The 22,347-nt window shown below is 33.8% G+C and carries 26 protein-coding genes and 1 tRNA gene; 22 read left to right on the top strand and 5 right to left on the bottom strand.

The features are described 5' to 3' along the window. Position 1: 1 nt before the first annotated feature. From T478_RS06655 to T478_RS06640, 4 genes are all read left to right on the top strand, one after another. Complete coding sequence (locus T478_RS06655) at positions 2-1,618, top strand: peptidase (protein ID WP_238573583.1); 1,617 nt, start codon at positions 2-4, stop codon at positions 1,616-1,618. A gap of 47 nt (positions 1,619-1,665) precedes the next feature. After that, positions 1,666-2,436: a rhomboid family intramembrane serine protease gene (locus T478_RS06650; protein ID WP_048106280.1), complete on the top strand. Its 771-nt coding sequence runs from the start codon at positions 1,666-1,668 to the stop codon at positions 2,434-2,436. Between the two features lie 37 nt (positions 2,437-2,473). After that, positions 2,474-2,650 (top strand): tautomerase family protein, encoded by a 177-nt coding sequence (locus T478_RS06645; protein ID WP_048106278.1) that lies wholly within the window; start codon positions 2,474-2,476, stop codon positions 2,648-2,650. 335 nt (positions 2,651-2,985) lie between these two features. After that, complete coding sequence (locus T478_RS06640; protein WP_048106275.1) at positions 2,986-3,555, top strand: hypothetical protein; 570 nt, start codon at positions 2,986-2,988, stop codon at positions 3,553-3,555. Between the two features lie 115 nt (positions 3,556-3,670). Here the strand turns inward: T478_RS06640 and T478_RS06635 are convergent, their stop codons facing one another. Genes T478_RS06635 through T478_RS06630 form a run of 3 tightly spaced genes read right to left on the bottom strand, consistent with a single transcriptional unit; the run spans position 3,671 to position 4,400 of the window. Continuing rightward, positions 3,671-3,937: a hypothetical protein gene (locus T478_RS06635; protein ID WP_146150874.1), complete on the bottom strand. Its 267-nt coding sequence runs from the start codon at positions 3,935-3,937 to the stop codon at positions 3,671-3,673. Position 3,938: 1 nt separating this feature from the next. Continuing rightward, positions 3,939-4,070 (bottom strand): hypothetical protein, encoded by a 132-nt coding sequence (locus tag T478_RS07880; RefSeq protein ID WP_256378794.1) that lies wholly within the window; start codon positions 4,068-4,070, stop codon positions 3,939-3,941. Further along, positions 4,071-4,400, bottom strand: a complete 330-nt coding sequence (locus T478_RS06630) for a P-II family nitrogen regulator (protein ID WP_048106271.1) — start codon at positions 4,398-4,400, stop codon at positions 4,071-4,073. It abuts the gene before it with no gap. A 113-nt stretch (positions 4,401-4,513) separates the two neighbouring features. Here T478_RS06630 and T478_RS06625 point away from each other — a divergent pair, with 113 nt between their 5' ends. The 4 genes from T478_RS06625 (at position 4,514) to T478_RS06610 (ending at position 8,163) form a co-directional block, all read left to right on the top strand. Beyond that, the gene (locus T478_RS06625) at positions 4,514-5,788 is read left to right on the top strand and encodes an ammonium transporter (protein ID WP_048106269.1); all 1,275 of its coding nucleotides are present in this window, start codon (positions 4,514-4,516) and stop codon (positions 5,786-5,788) included. Positions 5,789-5,845: 57 nt separating this feature from the next. Continuing rightward, positions 5,846-6,235: a DUF6659 family protein gene (locus tag T478_RS06620; protein ID WP_052433926.1), complete on the top strand. Its 390-nt coding sequence runs from the start codon at positions 5,846-5,848 to the stop codon at positions 6,233-6,235. Positions 6,236-6,238: 3 nt separating this feature from the next. Continuing rightward, positions 6,239-7,069, top strand: a complete 831-nt coding sequence (locus tag T478_RS06615) for an FAD-binding oxidoreductase (RefSeq protein ID WP_048106267.1) — start codon at positions 6,239-6,241, stop codon at positions 7,067-7,069. A gap of 284 nt (positions 7,070-7,353) precedes the next feature. After that, the gene (locus T478_RS06610; protein WP_048106265.1) at positions 7,354-8,163 is read left to right on the top strand and encodes a carbon-nitrogen hydrolase family protein; all 810 of its coding nucleotides are present in this window, start codon (positions 7,354-7,356) and stop codon (positions 8,161-8,163) included. Here T478_RS06610 and T478_RS06605 read toward each other — a convergent pair. Further along, positions 8,153-8,593: a hypothetical protein gene (locus T478_RS06605; RefSeq protein ID WP_048106262.1), complete on the bottom strand. Its 441-nt coding sequence runs from the start codon at positions 8,591-8,593 to the stop codon at positions 8,153-8,155. The two genes, T478_RS06610 and T478_RS06605, sit on opposite strands and share 11 nt — an antisense overlap. 72 nt (positions 8,594-8,665) lie before the next feature. On the opposite strand from T478_RS06605, the gene T478_RS06600 reads away from it, so the two are divergent. The 9 genes from T478_RS06600 (at position 8,666) to T478_RS06565 (ending at position 17,745) form a co-directional block, all read left to right on the top strand. Further along, the gene (locus T478_RS06600; RefSeq protein WP_238573581.1) at positions 8,666-9,826 is read left to right on the top strand and encodes a thiolase domain-containing protein; all 1,161 of its coding nucleotides are present in this window, start codon (positions 8,666-8,668) and stop codon (positions 9,824-9,826) included. Next, complete coding sequence (locus T478_RS06595; protein ID WP_425320017.1) at positions 9,819-10,193, top strand: Zn-ribbon domain-containing OB-fold protein; 375 nt, start codon at positions 9,819-9,821, stop codon at positions 10,191-10,193. Before T478_RS06600 ends, T478_RS06595 begins: the two co-directional genes overlap by 8 nt. Positions 10,194-10,262: 69 nt before the next feature. Continuing rightward, the gene (locus T478_RS07755) at positions 10,263-10,424 is read left to right on the top strand and encodes a hypothetical protein (RefSeq protein WP_177313241.1); all 162 of its coding nucleotides are present in this window, start codon (positions 10,263-10,265) and stop codon (positions 10,422-10,424) included. 62 nt (positions 10,425-10,486) lie between these two features. Continuing rightward, complete coding sequence (gene nrdD, locus T478_RS06590; RefSeq protein ID WP_052433924.1) at positions 10,487-12,565, top strand: anaerobic ribonucleoside-triphosphate reductase; 2,079 nt, start codon at positions 10,487-10,489, stop codon at positions 12,563-12,565. 248 nt (positions 12,566-12,813) lie between these two features. Beyond that, on the top strand, positions 12,814-15,468 hold the full coding sequence (locus tag T478_RS06585) for an adenosylcobalamin-dependent ribonucleoside-diphosphate reductase (RefSeq protein ID WP_048106255.1): 2,655 nt from the start codon (positions 12,814-12,816) through the stop codon (positions 15,466-15,468). 43 nt (positions 15,469-15,511) lie between these two features. Next, the gene (locus tag T478_RS06580) at positions 15,512-16,636 is read left to right on the top strand and encodes a hypothetical protein (RefSeq protein WP_048106253.1); all 1,125 of its coding nucleotides are present in this window, start codon (positions 15,512-15,514) and stop codon (positions 16,634-16,636) included. Then, a complete protein-coding gene (locus tag T478_RS06575; RefSeq protein ID WP_238573579.1) occupies positions 16,590-17,309 on the top strand; it encodes a ribosome biogenesis protein in 720 nt (239 codons plus the stop codon). The genes T478_RS06580 and T478_RS06575 overlap by 47 nt, the downstream gene beginning before the upstream one ends. A gap of 22 nt (positions 17,310-17,331) precedes the next feature. After that, positions 17,332-17,405 (top strand) — tRNA-Gly (locus tag T478_RS06570). Between the two features lie 37 nt (positions 17,406-17,442). Then, complete coding sequence (locus T478_RS06565; protein WP_048106251.1) at positions 17,443-17,745, top strand: ribonuclease P protein component 4; 303 nt, start codon at positions 17,443-17,445, stop codon at positions 17,743-17,745. A 2-nt stretch (positions 17,746-17,747) separates the two neighbouring features. Here T478_RS06565 and T478_RS06560 read toward each other — a convergent pair whose 3' ends face one another. Then, positions 17,748-18,800 carry a putative sugar O-methyltransferase gene (locus tag T478_RS06560; RefSeq protein ID WP_048106248.1) on the bottom strand — a complete coding sequence of 351 codons (1,053 nt, stop codon included), beginning with the start codon at positions 18,798-18,800 and terminating at the stop codon, positions 17,748-17,750. Positions 18,801-18,960: 160 nt separating this feature from the next. On the opposite strand from T478_RS06560, the gene T478_RS06555 reads away from it, so the two are divergent. The 5 genes from T478_RS06555 to T478_RS06535 are packed head-to-tail and all read left to right on the top strand — an operon-like array spanning position 18,961 to position 22,299. Further along, a complete protein-coding gene (locus tag T478_RS06555; protein ID WP_048106246.1) occupies positions 18,961-19,416 on the top strand; it encodes a 30S ribosomal protein S19e in 456 nt (151 codons plus the stop codon). Positions 19,417-19,424: 8 nt separating this feature from the next. Continuing rightward, positions 19,425-19,703, top strand: coding sequence for a DNA-binding protein (locus tag T478_RS06550; RefSeq protein ID WP_048106244.1), 279 nt, complete (start codon positions 19,425-19,427; stop codon positions 19,701-19,703). 40 nt (positions 19,704-19,743) lie between these two features. Next, on the top strand, positions 19,744-20,820 hold the full coding sequence (locus T478_RS06545) for a zinc-binding dehydrogenase (RefSeq protein ID WP_048106242.1): 1,077 nt from the start codon (positions 19,744-19,746) through the stop codon (positions 20,818-20,820). Positions 20,821-20,827: 7 nt separating this feature from the next. Further along, positions 20,828-21,682: an HpcH/HpaI aldolase/citrate lyase family protein gene (locus tag T478_RS06540; RefSeq protein ID WP_048106240.1), complete on the top strand. Its 855-nt coding sequence runs from the start codon at positions 20,828-20,830 to the stop codon at positions 21,680-21,682. Between the two features lie 32 nt (positions 21,683-21,714). Beyond that, entirely contained in the window at positions 21,715-22,299 is a 585-nt protein-coding gene (locus T478_RS06535; RefSeq protein WP_048107050.1) for a riboflavin synthase, read from the top strand. Positions 22,300-22,347 lie beyond the last annotated feature (48 nt).

Genomic DNA, 22,347 nt, shown 5'->3' with positions numbered 1-22,347 from the left:
TGTGACCTTACCATTTCTAAGTGAAAGTGCTTTTGGTCATGGTTTAGGTGGTGACGCTGCTCCTCCAATTAGTTTTGAAGGTATGGAAGTTACAATTTTCACACAACTAGATCCTGCTGATATGACTGCAGGTGAAGTTGATTCAGCAAACATTTCAATTCGTTTCTTTGATATGTTAACTGATGAAAACTTAAACCAGGTTACTTATCGTGTTGAGGTCTGGCGAAGCGGTGATCTTTTAGCTAGAAATTATTTCTATGATGATGATGGAACACTAAACGTTGAGGTTCGACCAAAAGCAGATTGCTATGAAGAAAAGCCTTGGAAGTGTACCGAATATTATGGTGAGGTACATGGAACCGCAGGTGGATTGTTTGCACGAGGTGAGGGACGACCACTCATTGATGGACCAATCTTTGAAAAAGGCGGATTGTATAATGTTAAAGTCTCAATTGAAGGTGCTACCAGTCCTCGTTCATTAGTTGCACAACCACTAAACTTTGATACATTTGTTAGTGTTGCACAAGATCAAAGCTTTTTCATTAAAACTGCAGAAGCTGCAGAAGTTCCTGTTACAGTAAAAACATACTATGATGATGTAGAAAATTTCACATATAATCAAGGTAATAATGCCATTTCATTTGACATGCCATTTGATTGGGATCCTGAATATATTGAACTAGTTCAAATGGTTCATGAAGAAATTCGTGTTCCAAAATCATTTGACCCATACAATCCTGAAACATCATTCAAGGGTTATGTAGATGGTGTAGAAGTTGATCAAAGAGTTCTAGTAATGGATCCATATTCATCTGAGACTGAAAACATTGTTCACTTTTTAGTTACAGGAACTGAATTACAAAGAATTAATGAACTCTTAGGAGAATCTCACTATTCATCTAAAACAATGAGCTTTGAACTAGTTCCAGAAGGAACTGTTGAGAAAAATTCGTTTGATATGCCATTTGATAATGGATACAAGGCACTCATTGCTTGGGACTCTGCATATGGTGCAGGAGATGAAATTCCATTTGAGTTTTCATTCTTTGATAACAATGGCGGTATAGTAAAAGATGTAATCTATGCATTTGGTTTAGTTAGTCCACAAGGTGAACAATTCAATTTAGTTACAGGTGATACTCCTGAAGAGTTTGTAGGTACAAAATCAGTAGAGGGAATTGCCACTCATTTCATAACCATTCCTGATGATGGAATGTACACTTTGAATTTAGTACTAACTGGTGAGGGATTTTCTAACTATGATGAATTTTTCCAATCATCTCAAATGTTTGAAGTAGGCGTATCTACTACAAGCTCATTTAATCCAATTCCATCTGCAGAACAATCTGTTAACATTCCTAATTGGGTAAAGAACAATGCAAAGTGGTGGTCAAATGGTGAAATTGATGACAATACCTTTGCTTCTGGAATTGAATTTATGATAAAAGAAGGAATTATTTCAGTACCAACCACATCTAGTGGTGCACAAAATGATAATGCAACCATTCCTGATTGGGTTAGAAATAACGCTGCATGGTGGGCAGACGGTCAAATTGATGACAATACCTTTGCATCTGGAATTCAATTTTTAGTTAAAGAAGGAATTATCTCAGTTTAGATCTACCTGAAAATTCTTATACAAACCAAACAAACTTTGATTGATTCATGCTTCCATTAAGAGATGAAAATCCACATCCACCAGGATTCAAACCAAAACTAACAATTGCACTAATCATTATGAATGTGATAGTATTTGGAATTGAGGTTGCAATAACTGGTCAGTTCATTGAGTTTTCAAATCGTGAAGCAATGAACATGTTTCTAACATGGGGTGCAGTTCCTGGATGCGTTACAGGTCAGATTGATGGTGTAAACACAGGAATGGGAATCGTTAACTGTCCTGCCATACCCGAACTGACTTTGATTACTTCAACGTTCATGCATGGAGGTATAATGCATCTTGGAGGTAACATGCTGTTCTTGTGGATCTTTGGTGATAACATTGAAGCAAAATTTGGTAGAGTAAAGTACATTGGAATTTATTTAATGTGGGGTGTTGGTGCAGGTTTAATTCACATCTATGGTGATGCAGGAAGTGGAATTCCTGCAGTTGGTGCATCTGGTGCGATTGCTGGAATCTTAGGCGCTTACCTAGTAATGTTCCCACGAGCTAAGGTCATGACGTTTGTCATGTTAGGATTTTTCTGGCGTATGATGCACATTCCTGCAAAATTCTTCTTACCGTTCTGGTTAATCTTTCAAAATCTATTACCATTTTTCATAGGAGGTTTTGGTGTTGCAGGTGGCGGTGTAGCATTTTTGGCACACATCGGTGGTTTCTTTTTAGGATTGGGTGTTGGATATTTCTACAAGAAAACAAACAGATCTGATTATACCTATGGCTCTAGGTATGGATATAGAGATGATTTTAGATAATTCAATCAATTAAATTATCATAGTTATAATTACAATTATGCCATACGTACACGTATCACTATATCCTGGACGTTCTGAAGAACAAAAGCAGGAATTTGCAAAGGCTGTCACTGATTCTGCAGTTGAAATCCTAAAAACAAAGAAAGAACATGTGATTGTAGTCTTTGATGAAAACCCAAAAGAGAACTGGTTTCTTGCAGGAGATCAACTCTAAACTATTCTTTTTATTTTGACTATTTTGGATAAAATACAAGCAAATTAGTCAGATTTCTTATTCAATTCTAAATCTCTGAGAATTTTTTTATAATCTTCAGGAAACATTACTTTGATTTCTTCTAACATTTGTAATATTGTTTTATAGTTCATTTCCTCTTCAAACCTCAAATTGCATTGTTTTACTTGATGTATTTCTCATAACGGATACTACACATGCATTTTGATTAAACTGTGACTCAAAATGGTATACAATGATAATCATTTGATATACATTGAATGCATAAATTTGGAATAACTGTAACAGTATAATAATAGATTTTTTCGATAAAAAATATGAAGAAGATTGAGGCTATTATCAACAGAAAAAACTATCCTATGATTCGTACAGAATTAGATGTATTAGGAATAGAAATTATTGATAAACGAAATTTAGAAGATAGTAAATTCATTACAAAATCTACTGGTTCTCGTGCAGGTGGAACTGGTGTACGTTCTACAATGCTTGCAAAGATCGAACTTGCTATGCAGGATAAAGATGCTCGTGCTGTGCTTGAGATGATATCAAAACTTTCTGGACTTCCTCCAAACATGCCTCAAAAAATCTTTGTTTTTGACATGAATGAAATGGTTGATGGCTCTACTCTTGAAGGTCAAGCAGACATGGAGATTGAACATTCTAAATCTCCACGAAGATTTGTTACAAAACGAAACAGACTGGTCCCTCTCCAAAAACGCACTCTATACAAATTAGAAGAAATGTATGATAATAATGCTGAAATTTTAGAAACTGATTACAGAATCAAATCCTTTGCAGATTTTGTTAACTATTGTATTATGAAACAACTTCCATCAATGCAAAAACAACTTGATAATCCTACAATTCTATACGAAGATAATTTTTAGATATAATCTGCAACTAAATACAAACTAAGAAACGCAATTCCTACGGCAGCCATGCCTATTTTTGCTACTCGAATCTTAGATTTACTTAGACTAAATGGCATTTTTTGGAGTTTCATTATAGCTTCAAAAGTCTGCGTTTTGTGCCTCTATTTATGGCAATGTATACCTGAGAAATTTTAGTCTCAGATATGATTGATGATTCTAGAATTGTTTGTGTCGTACCTCTATTTGTAGATAGAGTGGTTGGTCGGCTTTTTTGTGCGATTATCTTGATTGTTCTATTAGTTTGAAATTCTTTGAATTTGTTACCTGCCCAGTTTGCGCCTTCATGAGCAATTATTTGTCTTAATGTACCTCGTCTTCTAGAAACTGCTGTCATCAATTTAGATTCCTCCTATTATTGCTAATGCAACTGGTGGTACGACAACTATTCCGCCAATAACTACGAGTTTCATATAATCGGCCCTGGTTAAATTTGAAATTTTGATGTTGTTTTTTGGTAGAGAAAGTTTCATCTAGATAATTTCTTCCCCTTCATTTCCCGTCTTTATATCGATTGCACGTAGCAATTGTGAAATGAAAATTTTGCCACCTCGTGAGTTGTTCTTTATGATGTTGACAGCTTTTTCTTCTTTGGATTCAGGAATAACTACCATTATTCTATATTTGTCACCAAAATGTGGTACAAATACTTCTGAACCTTTGTGCACGAGAATTTCTGGTGCAGTTTTTTCACCTCTTCCTCTAACCTTAGTAATTGTTAAACCACCAATGTCAATTTGTTTAAAACCTTCACTGATTGACATCACGTCATTCTCAGAAAGTATTATTTCTAATTTTAGCATGAATAAAGTGATGCATCCAAAGTAAATAATATTTTAAAAAATGAAAGTCATTTGATTATCAATGTTAACCAACTTTGATAAACGTTAAATGAAAAAACAAATTAAAATTTCATATGCTTATAGATACTGGTGATACAGCATGGATGCTTGTAGCAGGTATGCTTGTTTTGTTAATGATCCCTGCACTTGGTCTATTTGAATCAGGTCTATTACGAAAGAAAAATGTGGTTTCAATTCTTTCACAAATTATCTTTGGTTTAGCATTACTTAGTGTAATGTGGTTTGTTTTTGGATATAGTCTATCGTTTGGTCCATCACAAGACGGTATGATTGGTAACTTAGATAATGCATTCATAAAAGGTATTCCGTGGGACGAACCTCTTGAAGGAATGACTATACCTGGTGTACTGTTTGTAAAGTTCCAAATGATGTTTGCATGTATTACTCCTCTCTTACTTTCCGGTACAATTGCCGAAAGAATGAAATTCAAATCTTTTATTATATTCATCTCTGTATGGTCTGCTCTCATTTACTATCCACTAGTCCACTGGATTTGGGGCGGTGGATGGTTAGCAGAATTAGGAGTTGTTGACTTTGCAGGTGGTATTGTTATTCACACTAGTGTAGGTATGGCTGCACTTGCAGCAGCAATAGTACTTGGGCAAAGACGTGGATTTGGTCCGGCAATAAACATCCCTCATAGCATACCTATTGCCGTACTAGGCGCTTCATTACTTTGGTTAGGATGGTTTGGACTCAATGCTGGTAGTGCCTTAACTTCCGGCGCTCTTCCTGCAAACATCGCACTTGTTACTCATCTAGCTTCATCTGTTTCTGCATTGATTTGGGTAGGCTTCTCATGGATGAGAACCGGAAAGCCATCCATAGTAGCTGGAATTAATGGCGCAATTGCTGGACTTGCCGGAATTACCCCTGCCTCTGGTTTTGTCAGCGTTGAACATGCATTTGTAATTGCAATAGCAATAGGCATATTCTCTTATGGCGGAGTTGTACTAATTCGAGATAAATTAAAAATCGATGATGCCCTCGATGTCAGTTCTGTGCACGGCATCGCAGGTATTGTTGGTGCTCTTGCCATAGGTATTTTTGCCAGTGCTGCAATCGGCGGTGTTGATGGATGGCTTTACGGTAATCCTGATCAACTCTGGATTCAAGCAGTCGGTATTGGAGTTGCAGCAGTATTGGGCTTTGGAGGAACATGGTTGATTCTACAAGTCATGAAACGTACTATCGGAATACGTGTTGATCCAGAGGTGGAAGATATGGGTCTTGATCTAGCTGAACATGGTGAAGCCGCATATGCTGATGAAGAAGAGTTTAGATTGACTCCTGATGATTACTTGCAAAAGCAATCAAAAGAAAAATAATAATTTTTGATTTATTATGTATTATATGGACGACGACGAATCAGAAGAGAGACCAGAGTGGGATTGGCTAAAGAAGTAGTTACAACTCAGACTCATGAAAAATTATGTTCAGATATACTTTTTTCACATGAAAGCGTTCGTTTTGTAGGTGTCGTAAATAATAAATCTGATTTATTATACAGCACACAAAAAAAAGATTTAGATCCTCTTTTGGATGAAGATGAAATAAGAATTTCAATAAATTATTCTTTAGAACGATGGAGAAAAGCACAAAATCTTTCATTCAGATTAGGAAATGAAAAACTCACACTAACTGAATATGAAAATGTCACTTTAATCTCAATTCCTTATCAGGAAAATCTGTTACTAATCAGCACTCAACCAACAGTGCATTATCATGATGTGGTGCAATCAATTATTGCTACCATTCCTCCATGGGAGATTTAATCTTTGGAAAACGCAACTGTCAGTTATGTTCAATTACTAAGAGAAGATTTAGCTATATTCCGAGTTGTTCCTGAAGGTCCTTTTCCTGAATACAAGGCAGGTCAGTTTCTAACTTTGGGGCTACCTGTAAAAAGTGAAAATAATCGTGTAATCAATCGTGCATATTCAATTGCTTCTCATCCAGAAAATAAAAAATATTTTGAGTTTGTCATTCGATGGGTAAGAAAACCATATCCTGGAAGATTGACTACTGCAATGTTCAATCTAAAAGAAGGTGACCCAATTCAATGGAGAAAAGCTAACGGTACTCTAACAATTAATGACAAATTACCAAATGGTGAGCCTGATGAAAGACGAATTGTCTGTATTGGTGGTGGTACCGGTCTTGCACCGTTTGTTAGTTTTGCTCAGCATCTTCATGACATTGGAGATAAACGTGAACTTGTTGTTTTACACGGAGCAAGTTACGTTGATGAATTAAGCTATAGAGAACGTTTGACAGATTTAGAGTTAGAGAGTGTTGATAGAGGTACTGACAAATGGAATTTCAAATATCGAGCTGCAATTAGTAGACCGCAAGAATGGCTAAATCGTTCTTGGACTGGTCAAATTGGACGTGTAGAACAATTTCTAAGAGCAAGACCTGGAAGAGTATCTCCATTAGAAGAATTAGTTGGTGAAAAAATTACAAAAGACAATACCATGTTTTACATTTGTGGATGGCAAGGAACAATTGATGGTACTTTGGATTATCTTGGAAACAATGAGTTTGTAACAGAACGAAACAAAAGAGAAGATGGTAGTTACGAAGTAAAATACGAATCATACGGATAGTATTTAGGAAATTAAAAAAAAAAGATTATGGGAGCGAAAATACACTTGCACCCACAATCACCAAAAATCCTAGAAAGAGAATAGTACGTTCTCTATGGTCTACTCGGAGTTTTCCCTCATGCATGAGTCATAGCATTTCTTTTTAGTTTTTAAAGAATGTATCCTGTTTTTATGGTTCTATGGTACAAATGTTTTTAAAGAAAATATTTCATGGTCTTAACGGCAGTTACATTACGTCTCTTAATGTATGGTATCTTTTTATTTTCACAATCTTTAGATTAATCATGTCAAAGATTGCATTAGTTCAATTCAAAGCGTCAACTGAAAAAGAAAAAAATCTACCAAAAATTTTAGGCTACATAAAACAGGCTGCAAAGAACAATGCTGATATGGTTACATTTCCTGAATACATGATGTTTTACACTCCATCAACACAAACAGCAAAACAAGTTGCACAGGAGGCTGAAACTATCAATGGAGAATTTGTTTCTGCTGTTGCACAATCTGCAAAGGATAATTCCATTGGTATAGTGGGTACAATGTATGAAAAGAGTAGGAAAAAAGATCGTGTGTATGATACCTCATTTATTGTAAATAAAAAAGGAGAAGTAACAGGAAAATACAGAAAAATTCATCTCTACGACGCACTTGGCTTCAAAGAATCTAACAAAATGTCATCTGGCACAGAGATACCATTACCAACAAAAACTTCTGTTGGAAAAATGGGTATGCTAATCTGTTATGATCTACGATTTCCTGAAATGTCACGAACATTGGCATCATCTGGTACAGAAATCCTAGTTGTACCATCTGCATGGGTTAATGGTCCTATGAAAGAAGAACATTGGCTAACGTTAAACAAATCTCGTGCAATTGAAAATGGTTGTTATGTTATAGCACCTGATCATTTAGGTCACGTATACTCTGGAAGAAGTTTAGCAGTTGATCCTTACGGTCGCATCTTACTAGATATGAAAAAACGGCAAGGAATTGGTTATGTTAACATATCTTTAGATAAAGTTCATGAAATTAGAAAAAAACTTCCATTATTAAAAAACCGAAGGACTGATATCTATTCTGATTTTAAGATCTAGTTTTACATTTCATGTTGGCACATTGTCTTTTCCATTCCTGTTTTCTTGAATATCTGAAAATTACAGTAGGCCATTGACATTCTGGACATTTAGTTTTTAGAACCTTTAGCATTGCCTTTTGTAAAAGAGGTGCTGAGGCTTTACATCCATTTTGATAATTTGTGCATCCAATGAATCGTTTTTTGGTTGTAATTGATTTTATTACCGATAATTGTCCCTTATGGCATTCTGGACATTCGCAAATTCCTTCTTTTGGAGAATTTGTTCCTAAAATTGTATATTTTTTATTTTTTGCAGAAAATGAAACAAATCCATTTTCATCATAGTATTGATCAATTTCTATCTTAAAATTATCTATAATTTTTTTGGTAGACTTTGTTACATTTCGTTTTTTTGATTTTACAACAGAAATTTGGATCTTTTTTCTCATACTGGTTGATACTGATTCAAGTTTATGAAATTACTTGATCAATTTTTATAGGGACTAGGTCAGCAAATTTTCGTGGAAAGAGAAAGTGTTTGTGTTTTAGGTGGCGGAAGTACAAAATATGGCAAACTAGATGATAGTATCTCTGATATTACTTTACAAGCATCTGTTGGTGCAATTGAAAGTGCAGGAATTGAACCTAAAGAAATTGAAGCAGGTTACATTTCTAATGTATTTGGTGTAGCTGATAAACAAGTTCACTTGGGACCTGTAGTCATGAGTAATCTCGGAATTTCAGAATGTCCTTCACTTTCTATAGAATCTGCATGTGGTAGTGGATCTGTTTCATTTAGAGAAGCATTTGCAAATGTTGCTGCAGGATTTTATGATGCAGTATTAGTTACCGGTACTGAAAAAGTTACACATACCGGAACCGACTGGACTACAACTTACTTTTCTTATTGTTCTGATTTCTTTTATGAAGGTCAAGCAGGCGCATCATTTCCTGGTTTATTTGCATCAATGGCTCGTGCATATCTACACGAATTTGATGCAACTGAAGAAGATCTTGCAAGTGTTGCAGTAAAAAATCATGAGAATGGTGTATTGAATCCAAAAGCACACTTGAGAAAAAAAATTAGTATTGATGATGTTATGGATTCTGCAGTAGTTGCAAGTCCTTTAAAATTATATGATTGCTGTCCATTTTCTGATGGAGCAAGTTCTGTTATTTTATGTAATGAAAAATTTGCTAAAGAACATTCAAAAGATTATGTTAAAGTAATTGGTTCTGGACGTGGTGGTTCCCCTGCAGCACTGCAAGGACGTGAACAATTAACTACAATTCCAAGTACTAGAATTGCAGCAGAAGCTGCATACAAAATGGCTGGAATTACCGCAAAAGATGTTGATTTTGCTGAAGTTCATGATTGTTTTACTGTTGCAGAAGTAGTTGACAGTGAAGACTTGGGTTTCTTTGAAAAAGGTACTGGCGCAACAGCTGCAAGAAATGGTGATACAAAATTAAACGGTTCAATTTCTATTAATCCTTCAGGCGGTCTAAAATCAAAAGGACATCCAATTGGCGCAACAGGTGTTGGTCAAGTTGTTGAAGCATTTGAACAATTAACAGGAAAATCTGGTGAACGAACCGTTAACGACGCAAAAATTGGATTGACACAAAACTTTGGCGCTACAGGTGCCAGTTGTGCAGTTCACATATTCGAAAGTGTGTAAATTGTCTGCAAAACCTGAATTCATAGACGCAGCAAAGTCTGGAAATATTTTAGCTAGAAAATGTGCAAAATGTGGTGAGATTCTTCTGGCAACTGTCTATTATTGTAAATCATGTGGAAGCAAAGAATTTGGAGATACTATTCTAAAAGGAGCCGGAAAAGTTGTTACATATACGATAATGACAGTTCCTCCTGCAGGATTTGAGGATTTGGCTCCATATGCTTGGGTTGTGATGGAATTAGATGATTCTGGAATTAGAGTATCTGGCTTTTTGGCTAAAATATCAACTCCTGAAGATCTACCTATTGGAACTCCTGTAAAAGTTACAGGATTTGATGAACGTGGAATCGTCTTAGAAAAACTGTAAATCAATTTTATTGCATTTATTAAAAAAAATTTTCACAATTTTTAACTGTCTTAGAAAAATTGATCTATTATGTCTGTAGAAATTGTTTGTGGAAAATGTGGCGAAAAAATTTCCACTATGAAAATGCTGAAATCTGTAAAGGATGTTCTAAAACATTATAACAATAAGTGTCCATCATGCAATCAAACCCTGTCAACATCAGAATTTTCTTTAGATGTTGAAGAAAAATAATATTTTTCATTGATGTACTAGTGACAACAAGCCTTAATACCTAATTTCTATTTATTATTTCAATGGGGAAGCAGGAAGAAGATTTTGAAGAAGAATTAGATATGGATGTCGATGTCGCCGCAGATGACGACGATCTAGATATTGACATGGATGATGATTCTCAAGGTGATGGACGTTTACAATCTACATCAAAACGAGTTAGAATGATCTTCTCTGTTATGGCTAGTCCAAACAGAATCGATATTTTGAGAATCCTAAACTCTAAAGGCCCTTTGACATATTCTGAGCTAAAATCTCTAGCTGGCTTTAAATCAAAAAAAGAAAGTGGAAAATTTGCTTATCATCTGAGAAAACTCCTTAGACAATCACTTGTAGCATTAAACAAATCTGAAAGACGTTATACTATAACAAATCTTGGAAAACTAGTTCTAAGTTTAGCAAGACAAATTGAAGAACGATCCATAATAGAAAGTGGAAAAATGTATGTTCGTACATCACATGATTCCATAGAAGAATTCAACTCTGACAAAATTATTCAATCGCTAGTTAGAGAAGGAAGTCTTCCACTTGAATTATCACAAAAAATTACAGAAGAAGTAGAAAATAGAATCTATAAATTCCAAACAACATATCTTACTGGCTCATTAATCCGTGAAATGGTAAATAATGTTCTATTAGAGCATGGCCATGAAGAATATCGAAATAAACTCGCAAGACTTGGTATGCCTGTATTTGAGGTGCAAGAAATGTTCACAAACGTTGAAAATATCCAAAATGGCGTTGAGGATATACTATTCACTAGCGGGAAAAACACTCTAGCTGAATATTTACTCACAAATACGCTGCCTAAGGATATAGCAGATTCTCATCTATCTGGAGAATTACACATTTCCAACTTGGGTTTGTGGTCACTAATTCCTGATACAATATTTCTAAGTCTCAAAGAGCTTATAGAAGATGGAATTGAATTAAAGGGAAAATGTCCTAGCGTTGCACGAATTTCTGCAGCAAAAACACTTGACGATCTAAAAAAATTATTGCCAATGATATTTAATTTAATATCTAAAGAATCATCACAAGAAATAGTAGTTGATGATCTACCTGCAGTACTTGGAAAATTCTCAAAAAATACAGATGATATTGAAAAAATGTTAGTAGATGTTTTTACAATGTCATCTACCTCTACAAGTTTAGATAAATCGCCAACCGTACTATCCTTTAGAATACCACTTTCCGCTGATAAAAAATTAATCAACGCAATTTTCTCTGCTTACAATACTTTTGTTAAATCCACACCTTCACCAAAAATTGGATTAGTTGTTGATTATGAAAAAGGAAAAGTTGCAGATCATTCTGAAATTCTTGCACAAACTGTGTCTCTTGGTGGTAATGTAACATTCTCAAAAGGCGCATGTTCAACTAACGCAATTAAAAATTCTAGTAAAACTTCTGAACCATCAATTAAACTTGGATCGTTAACTATCAATCTTCCACGTTTGGCACTTGAATCTAGTAAAGATGAGACTTACTTTAGAGCCAGACTTGTATTATTAATGAAACCTGCGATCGCTGCAATGGCAACTCGTAAAAAAGATGTATCTGATCTAATACGACGTGGCGTAAATCCAATTTTAGCAGAAAAAACTCAATTCATGCAAAAAAATAATTCTTCTATAATTCTAAATTTTGTTGGAGTAAAAGAAGCAGTCCATAAAATACTTGGACATAAAGATGACAAAGAAGGAAAAGAAATCTTAAACAAAGTTTTACAAACCGCAGTTGATATTGCTCATAAAAAAGGTCAAGAAATGGGAATTGATGTATCTATTTCTATGGTGGACAGCAACGATCTAACAAGATTTGTCACACTTGACAGTGAAAAGTATGGTAAAAATTCTATTATGGATGTATTAGAAGGAGATTCTTATTCTCAAGGATTAGAATTAAACCCTGGCGAACTTGATAAATTAACTGCTAAAAGCGAGTCAATATCTGATTGTAATAAGATCTCAAAGATATTGGACGGTGGTGTACTTGTTAAATTACCATTTGATGCAAAGGCAAAAGAATCTGACATCAAGAAGGCAATTGAGAAAGCATCTTCACTAATTTCGTCATTCAAGCCAAATCAAATTAAATAATTTCTAATTTTGTGCAGATAATAACTGGATTTTTTTTAGAGTTTTGATTAACGTACTAATTTTAAAACGAAATTCGTTTCGATCATTTACTGATCTTACATAGTATTATTTTTTTCAAGGTTAGCACTATCAAAAAAAGCAAAACGAAGTTTTTCGTACCGTTGTGAATTTTATTTACCCATTGTTAGAAAAATAATTGCCAAAGAGTTTTTTAGCTCATCAGTTTAACATGTACTTGGGGATTATAATTGGTTGAAAATTCACAGATAGAGTCATCTTTCGCGGAAATTCGAAAGCGAAATGGTGATACAACAAAGTTTGATCAAGATAAAATTACAAATGCGATCTATAAAGCACTACTTGCAACTAGTGAGGGTGATCGTGATCTTGCACAAAGCCTAACAAATGGAGTTCTTAACAAATTATCATCTCAAGGATTTGGCACTGAAAACCCACCATCTGTTGAAGATATTCAAGATATGGTAGAATCAACCCTGATAGAACAAGGACATAGCGAAATCGCAAAGTCATACATATTGTATAGACACGAGAGACGAAAAATACGTGATGAGAAGATGAAGGTTCTCAACACCAAAGTTCTTGATCCTGTCTCAAAAGAATTTGATCTTAATTGTCTTAGAGTTTTGGCATCTCGATATCTATTTAGAAATAAGAAAAATGAGATTACCGAAACTCCAACTCAATTATTTGAAAGAGTTTCAATTTTAATTGGAATTGGTGATCTTTTACATGATTCTTCTGTATTCAATGCAGCAGGAACCACACCACAAAATATTGAAGAAGCAAAAGAATATCTGACAAAACTAGATCAGTTTGATTATAAATTTAAAATTGATGAATATTATCTAAACCAATATCATTTTAGAGGTTTAGTAAACGGATACATTGATCTTGCACAAAAAGGACAAGCAAAAATTAGCTTTAAAGAACTACTAACAAAGATTGCAGCAAAAGAATTTACTGATTATGGTGCAAGAATTACAGAATATTATGATCTAATGGTAAATCAAGTCTTCTTACCAAACTCACCAACCATGATGAATGCTGGTGGACGTCTTGGACAATTGTCTGCATGTTTTGTATTAGGAATGCCTGATGATATGGGAAAAATTATGAAAACAACTTCTGATGCAGCACTAATTTTCAAATCTGGTGGTGGCGTAGGAATAAACTATTCAGAATTAAGAGAAGAAGGTGACATTGTTGCATCTACATCTGGTGTTGCATCTGGACCTGTATCATTCATGAATATTATCAATACAGTAACTGATGTTATCAAACAGGGAGGAAAGAGAAGAGGTGCAAATATGGGAATTATGGATGTATCCCATCCAGATATTGAAAAATTCATTACTAACAAAACCGAGCCTGGCGTTTTAGAGAACTTTAATGTTAGCGTAGGTGTTTGGGGTGACTTTTGGAATGCACTAGTAGATAGTGAAGATGGTGCATACACATTACGAAGTACACGAGATGGTAGTCCTGTACGTGAAATTAATGCACATCATCTAATTGATCTTATTGCAACATCTGCATGGAAAAGTGCAGAACCTGGTTTAATTTTCTTTGATCTAATTAACAAGTATAATGTATTTGCAAAAGCACGTGGTGGTCCACTTCGTGCAACAAATCCATGTGGAGAACAAAGTTTGTATCCTTACGAATCTTGTAATTTAGGATCAATTAACTTAGCAAATCTTACAAAAAGAACCGCAGATGGTCAGTATGAATTTGATTGGCAAAAATATGAAGAAATTGTTAGAAAAACAACTCGATTCCTAGACAATGTAATTGACGTAAATCACTATCCAGTTCCAGAGATCAATGTCGCATCAAAAGAATCTCGAAGAATTGGTCTTGGTGTAATGGGCGTTGCAGATCTATTGTACAAATTAAGAATTCCATACAACTCCAAAGAAGGCTATGAGTTTATGGGCAAACTATCTGAAGCATTATCATATTATTCAATGGAAGAAAGTGTTGCTTTAGCACAATCTCGAGGTGCTTTCCCACTTTGTTCAAAGACAGAATATCCTGAAGGTAAGATTCCAATTGCTGGATACTATGAAAAACCAAAACAACGACATTATTACGATTGGGATGCCTTAATCGCAAAAATCCAGAAACATGGTGTTAGACATGTTCTTACAACCACTGTTGCACCAACTGGAACATTATCCATGTTGGCAGATTGTTCAAATGGAATGGAACCAACATTTGCTCTTGTATTTGAAAAACGTGTTACTGTTGGAAGATTCTTTTATACAAATAAAATATTTGAAGAGGTTTTAAGAGAAAACGGTCTTTACAGTGAAGAATTACTAGCCAAAGTTGCTGATAACTATGGCTCAGTTAAAGGAATTGATGAAATTCCAGAATGGATTCAAAACATCTTTGTCACTGCAATGGATATTCACTGGACTGATCATTTGATGGCTCAAGCAGTATGGCAAGATTGGATTGGAAATGCAATTGCAAAAACTATCAATATGCCAAATGATGTTTCTGCAGAAGATGTTAAAGCAGCATATTTGCTTGCTCATGAGTTAGGTCTGAAGGGAATTACGGTATATCGTGACGGTTCAAGACACAAACAGGTTCTTCATATGACTGGTGAAAATTCTCAAAAAACTTTTGAGGTTACAGCAACTGATTATCTACATGATTATATCACAAATAATATCAAAAACCCATACATCCTAAAACAAATCAACGAAGCACTAAAAGTAGTAGTTCCACAAGAACTTCCTCGCCAAGATCATGTTGCAGCAGAGCCTGAAATCGAAGAAAAACTATGCCCAACATGTAAAAACACTCTTGTTTTAACAGAAGGATGTCACATTTGCATCGAATGTGGATACAGTGGTTGTACCTCTGGATAATAAAATAACAACATTTTAGAATACAAACCCGTCTCAACACATATTGAATACCAAAATAATTGGAATCATAATCTTAGTTGTTGCAATAGGTGGCGCATCTGCATATTTCATAACAAAAAATGATCCCGTTGAAACAAACTCTTTTTCAAATCAACCAATTTCTCAAAATGAAAAAATTAGTCTAGTCATTAACACAATTAATCCTCCAAAAAGCATAGATGATTTAGAGGAATCATACAAAATTGCATCAACATCTGGGGTTGGAAGAACAAATCTGTATGTATACTGGAGTGACCTTGAACCTGAAAAAGGAAATTTTGATTGGCGTGTTACTGACATTATGATGAAATTAAATGAAAAATATAATCTTAAAACAACTCTTTTCTTTTCAGTCATTAACGCTGACCGATTAGGTCCATTTCCATTATGGATGGGCAATCAAGCATTAGGAGAAACATTAGAAGACGAAACAATCCGTGTATTGGATTCAATTCTTTCTAGATATGAAAACATAGATTATGTAATATTTTCAGGTGACATTGATTACCACTTTCAAAGAGCAAGTGGTTCTATACCAACATATGTTAACTTTTTTGATGATGTCTATGCAGAAATAAAATCAAAACATCATGATGTAAAAATTGGCAACAGCATATCACTTGAAAATGTCATAAACAAAGGAATGGGACCTGGTGGTTCATTTGAATTAACTCCTAAATTAGAGATGGGTGATTTCATAGCTCTTTCATACAAACCTACTGATGTTGTTGGTGATATTGATAGAACACCGCAAGAAGCACTCGCTAATCTAGAACAGTCTCTTGAAATATTCCCTTCTCAACAATTGGCATTTTTTGAAATTAGTTGGAGCACATCAGATTTTGTGAATGGAAATGATAATGATCAAGCAGAATTCATAAAATCAAGTTTAAACTTCTTTGAGGAAAATGAATCAAAAATAGAATTCTTTACAATATCGAGATTATTTGACAAACCAAAAGGAAGTTGTGCTTCTCAGGAAATTGAATCTATAGGAGGTTCTGGTTTTGCTTCTAACTCATTTCGTCTTGAACGAGTGGATGAATATGTTTGTAATTCTGGTTTAATTGATACAAATGAAAATGCAAAACCTGCATGGATGCAATTCAAATCAAACATCACTCAATGATCAAATGTTTACTATAATTCTAGTAGAATCTTCACTTGAACTAATCCCTACAGAATTATCCAATCACCAATCAGTTTTAGCATATTCAAAAAAATTTAAAAAAAATATATCAAATACGTTACTTGATAATTCTTGGCATTTTGGTGCTATGAAAGGATTAGAAAATGAAATCAAACGTGGAAGACCCGATATCGTTCATTTGACATTATTGTCCATTTGTACATCTCCTGCATTTTATCAAAATAAAATTCAAGTATTTGTTCATACGATAAATGATGAAATCATTTCCATAAACAATAATACACGTTTACCAAAGTCATATCATCGATTTCAAGGATTGATGGAAAAACTATTTCTTACCAAAAAAATTGAGTCTGAATCAGAAATTTTAATACAAATGGAAAATTCCTCGTTGTCTAAATTAATATCAAAAATAAACCCAGATGAAATTATTGGGTTAACAACACAAGGCCAAAAAACTACTTTTGAAAAATTAACTCATCAAATCAAAGAAAATTCATGTATTTTGATAGGTGGATTTCAAAAAGGACATTTTAACAAAGAAACTGAAAAAATTATTGAAACATCATTTTCAATACATGATTCTTCTTTAGAAGCACATCTTGTGGCAAGTAGACTTGTTTATGAATACGAAAAAACCATTTTTATTTAGGTGAATTTTTTTTAGACCTTATGCAGTCATAGTATAGCCTGGTTAGTATTCGGGGTTTCCAACCCTGTGACGCGGGTTCGAATCCCGCTGACTGCATCTAATCATTTATTTTTAATTAATGATCTATACCAACATGAAAAACTCTAAGAAAGAAATTGCAAGAAAACGTATGGAAATTCTTTTCAATAATGCATTATTAAATGCAAGAAATAATCCTGAACTGGCTCAAAAACAAGCCCTACTAATAAAAGGAATCAGTATGAAATTCAAAATCGCAATACCCCCAGAAATTCGTTCTAGTTTTTGTAAAAAATGTAAAAAATTTATTGTACCGAATATTTCATCTAGAGTTAGACTTGGACAAGGAAATTCAAAATCAATTTCTATAACTTGTAGTTTTTGTAATCATGTTTATAGAAAAATAATAAAAAATTAAATTTATTTTGATTTTCCTATGTAGAAGTAGCTTTCACGTTCTGAATTTTCTAATATGGGATGTACTATTTTTTCAAATTCTACATTCGAAAATAATTCTTGAATTTGATCTGGTTGAAATGTAGTTTTAGGATCAAATCTGTCATAGGTTATAAAATTATAAACCGACTCTTTTGTTCCTATTTCTAAAAATCTCTTTGCATAATTTTTTACAATTTCTGGTGACATTTCAACAAATGAGTTTGAATTCCAAAAACAATCAATAGGAGATGAGATTTTTTCAATTTCCCATGGCGGTATAACGAATATCTCAAGACTTGTATCATCTTTAAATTTTATTTCTTTCATATTCTTGGTAACTAAATAATCATTCACACTTTCTCCATACAATTTTCTTAAATATTCTGTTACAACCCAAACATTCGGAACAATATCAATAACAATGAATTTTTTGAAATTAGAAAAATTTTGTTCGATTAGATGTATGTTGACCCCAAAACCTGGACCAACTTCAAGAAATGATTGTAATTTATTTAGAGATCTTTTACTTTCCACCAAATCTAATAGATCTAAAATTTGTAAATAATAAGTTGAATAATCTTTATTTCTAAAAGTTGATATTCTGTCACAACCAAAATTTATAGAATTTTCAATTTTATAGTTTTCAACTAAATGATTTAATCTTTCAGGATTCGATAATGCTAATTTATTTTTTTCAAGTTCAAGAACAGTTTTTAACAAATTTTTGGTAGTAGCGACTTGAAAATCAAATAATTTCTTTAATGATGTATGATTTAAAATTGCTAAACCTAATCTATTTTTTAATGATGTAGTTTCTAAAATTGTACGTGCATCTGTTATTGTGTTATCACCATATGCAGATGCAGCAGAATTGATATCTATTGAAGAACGTAGATTGTTCAAACCATTCTTTTTGATTTCTCTTATTGCAGATAGTGCTTTTTTCTGCCAATATTGACTTGGTTTGTAAATTTCTGGAACATTTTTTTGATCATTGACAAGCGTATCAAGTAGTTGATTTTCCATTGTATTCATTTTTTCTAATTATTATCTCATATCATCCTTTCAATAAAACATTTTGAAGTTTTTTCTATATGAAAAAATTCTTGATAATATATTATACGTCGTTATTTTTCATATTTCTTAATTTTTTATGGCTCAATGATTTATAAGACGATTATCAAGATTTTTGACAATGGCAAAAGTTTACGATGTACCTCAACAGGAATTCATCTCAAGACTTACTGAGATATTGAAAAATGAAGATATCCCTGCACCAGTTTGGGCATCTTTTGTCAAAACAGGATCGCATGCTGATAAACCTCCACAACAACCTGATTGGTGGTATACCCGCTGTGCATCTATAATGAGAAAAATTTACCTTCATGGTCCTCTCACCGTAAATGATCTTAGAACAATTTATGGTGATGGTAAACGCAAAATGTACTATGGTGCACGTCATCATAGAGATGCAAGTGGTGCAATTATTAGAAATGCAATCCATGGATTAGAAAAATTAGGCTATCTTGAACAAGTAGAAAAGAAAGGACGAGTTGTTAGTCGTCAAGGAATGCAGAAATTAGATAAACTTGCAACTGAAATTCTAGGAGAACTAATTCAAACAACTCCAAAACTAAAAATTTATTCTTAGTGTTAGAAATGAGCGACCCCGCACCTGATGTAAACGATCAACCAAATGAGGATCAAATTAATGCACAAAAAGACATGTTGCTAAAACAACTTCTTAGCTCTGAAGCCCGATTGAGACTAAATAATGTCAAAATGGTAAAGCCTGATCTGGCAAACATGGTTGAAAATTATTTGTTAGGTCTTGCCAGTCAGGGTCGATCTCCTAGTCAAATAACCGACGATCAACTAAAACAAATCCTATTATCTGCTCAACAACCAAAAAAAGATTTCAAAATCAATAGAATCTGATCTCAAAAAAATATAATTAGGGGTAAACTGGGTCGAAATTATGAAAGCAGTTGTGTATCGTGAATATGCCCCTGATGATAATTATGCAAAAATCCTCAAGGTTGAAGACATTGATTCACCAAAACCAAAACCAGATGAGGTAGTTTTTACAAATAAAGCATCTGCTCTAAACTATAATGATATTTGGGGAATGAGAGGTGTTCCAATTGCAATTCCTCTACCACACGTTTCAGGTTCCGATGTTGCAGGAGATGTTATTGCAGTTGGTGAAGATGTAAAAGGTTTCAAAGTTGGCGATAGAGTTGTTTCTCATTCTAATCTAGCATGCAGAGTTTGTAGTGCTTGTACAAGCGGAAGAGAATTTGATTGTACCCGAAGACAAGTTTGGGGGTTCCAAACCGGTCCGCTATGGGGTGCATACAGTGAAGAAGTTCATCTACCAGAAGTTAATGTTTCACATATTCCAGAAGGAGTATCATATGAAGATGCAGCAGCAGCATCCATGACAATTTTAACCTCATGGCACATGTTAGTTGGAAGAGCAAAAATTACTCCAGGTCAAACCGTACTTGTTATGGGTGGCGGTTCTGGTGTCGGAAGTTTTGCAATTCAAATTGCTAAATTATACAACTGTGATGTTATTGCAACTGCTAGTCCTGACAAACTTGATAAATGTCTTGAATTAGGTGCAGATCATGCAGTAGATCATAGACAAGAAGACTGGAGTAAACAAGTCTTCAAAATTTCAAAAGAAATTGCTAAAACAAAAGGTCAAGCACCAGGAATTGATTTATCATTTGATCATATTGGTGAAACTCACTTTAACAAGCAACTACAATTGCTCAAATACGGTGCAACTCTAGTTTCATGTGGCGCAACAACAGGCTATGATGCCAAAATCGATCTTAGACACATATTCTTTAAGGGAATTAATGTTCTAGGTTCAACACAAGGAACAAAGGCTGAACTTGATGAAGGTCTATACTGGATGGGTCAAGGAAAAATTAAAGCCGCAGTTGACTCAGTTTATACATTTGAGCAAGCAGCAGAGGCTCACACAAAAATGCTATCTGGTAAGTTCTTCGGCAAAATCCTTTTGAAGCCTGAAGGCGCATAGTCATTTAATGACAAATCTTTTTCGAAGTCTAGTTTTTGTACCAGGAAATAATCCACGATTCTTAGAAAAGGCAAAATCACTTTCTGGTGATATTGTCTGTTTTGATTTAGAAGATTCTGTACCTGATAAAGAAAAACAAAATGCCAGAACTTTAATCGCAAAAAAATTAAAAGAACGCAAAGATTTCAAAGCATCTGTTTTTGCTCGAACTAATTCTCCACAATCTGGAAAAGTTCCTAGTGATTTAGAAAAAATTGTTCAGAAGGGGCTTGATGGTATAGTAATTCCTAAAGTTGACTCAGCAAAAGAACTCAAAAAAATTGAAAAAATCATCTCAAGCTTGGAAAAGAAAAGAAAATTAAAAACAATACGTATAATTCCTTCTATAGAGTCTGCTTTGGGCGTGATTAATTGTTATGAAATTGCTTCTGCAAGTAAAAGAATTGATGCTATTGTATTTGGAATTTTTGATTTACTTAATGACATGCAGATTGAATATACAAAAGGAAATCCAGTTGGTGGAAAATATTCCAGATACAGAGTGCCTGTTGCAGCAGCTGCAGCAGGAATACCTGCAATAGATGGAATTTGGCAAGAAATTAAAGACAAAAAAGGTTTAGAACAAGATTGCAAACTTGGAAAAGAATTAGGATATTCTGGCAAAAGTATAATTCATCCTGACCAAATTGAAACAACTCATAAAATATTTCATCCAAATTCATCAGAAATTACTTGGTCAAAATTGGTAGTAAAAGAATATGAAAAATCAACAAAGAAAGGAAGAGGCGCAATTGTAGTTGATGGAAAAATGATTGATGAAGTTCATTACAAACGAGCAAAAGCGCTGCTTGAAATAATCTAAACATTATTTATACACATAATATCACAATGATCATGTTCACTGGAATAATTACTAGTACTGGAAAAATTAAAAAAATTGAACAAAATACAAAAAATCGTAGTGCAATTAAGGTATCAGTTGATCTTGGTAAAGATTCTAAAGGATTGAAAATTGGTCAAAGTGTTGCACTGAATGGTGTTTGTCTTAGTGCAACTAAAATTGCAAAAAACACTTGCACATTTGAAATGATTGATGAAACAATGAAAAAAACAGATCTAGGAAATCTAAAAGTTGGAAGTTTAGTTAACGTAGAAAGAAGTTTAAAAGTTGGTGAAAGACTAGAAGGTCATTTTGTTTTAGGTCATGTAGATGGTGTTGCTCAAATTAAAAAAATAGAGAAAAAACCAAAAGAAGTAAAAATTTGGTTTAAAATTCCAAAGAATTTAAAAAAATATGTTGTTCAAAAAGGCTCAATTGCTTTAGATGGAATTAGTTTAACTGTAGTTGATGTAAAAAATGATCTAGCATCTGTATGTCTTATTCCTCATACAATTGAAATTACAAACTTCAAAACAAAAAACATTGATGATAAACTAAACATTGAGACTGACGTACTAGGAAAATACATCTTAAAATAAATACTAACTACCAATTTATTGGTAATAACAATAAATCTAGTAAACTTT

It is taken from the genome of Candidatus Nitrosopelagicus brevis (assembly GCF_000812185.1).
Classification (GTDB): Archaea; Thermoproteota; Nitrososphaeria; order Nitrososphaerales; family Nitrosopumilaceae; genus Nitrosopelagicus; species Nitrosopelagicus brevis.
Note: the sequence above shows the minus strand (reverse complement) of the source record. Positions and strands in the feature narration are given on the sequence as shown.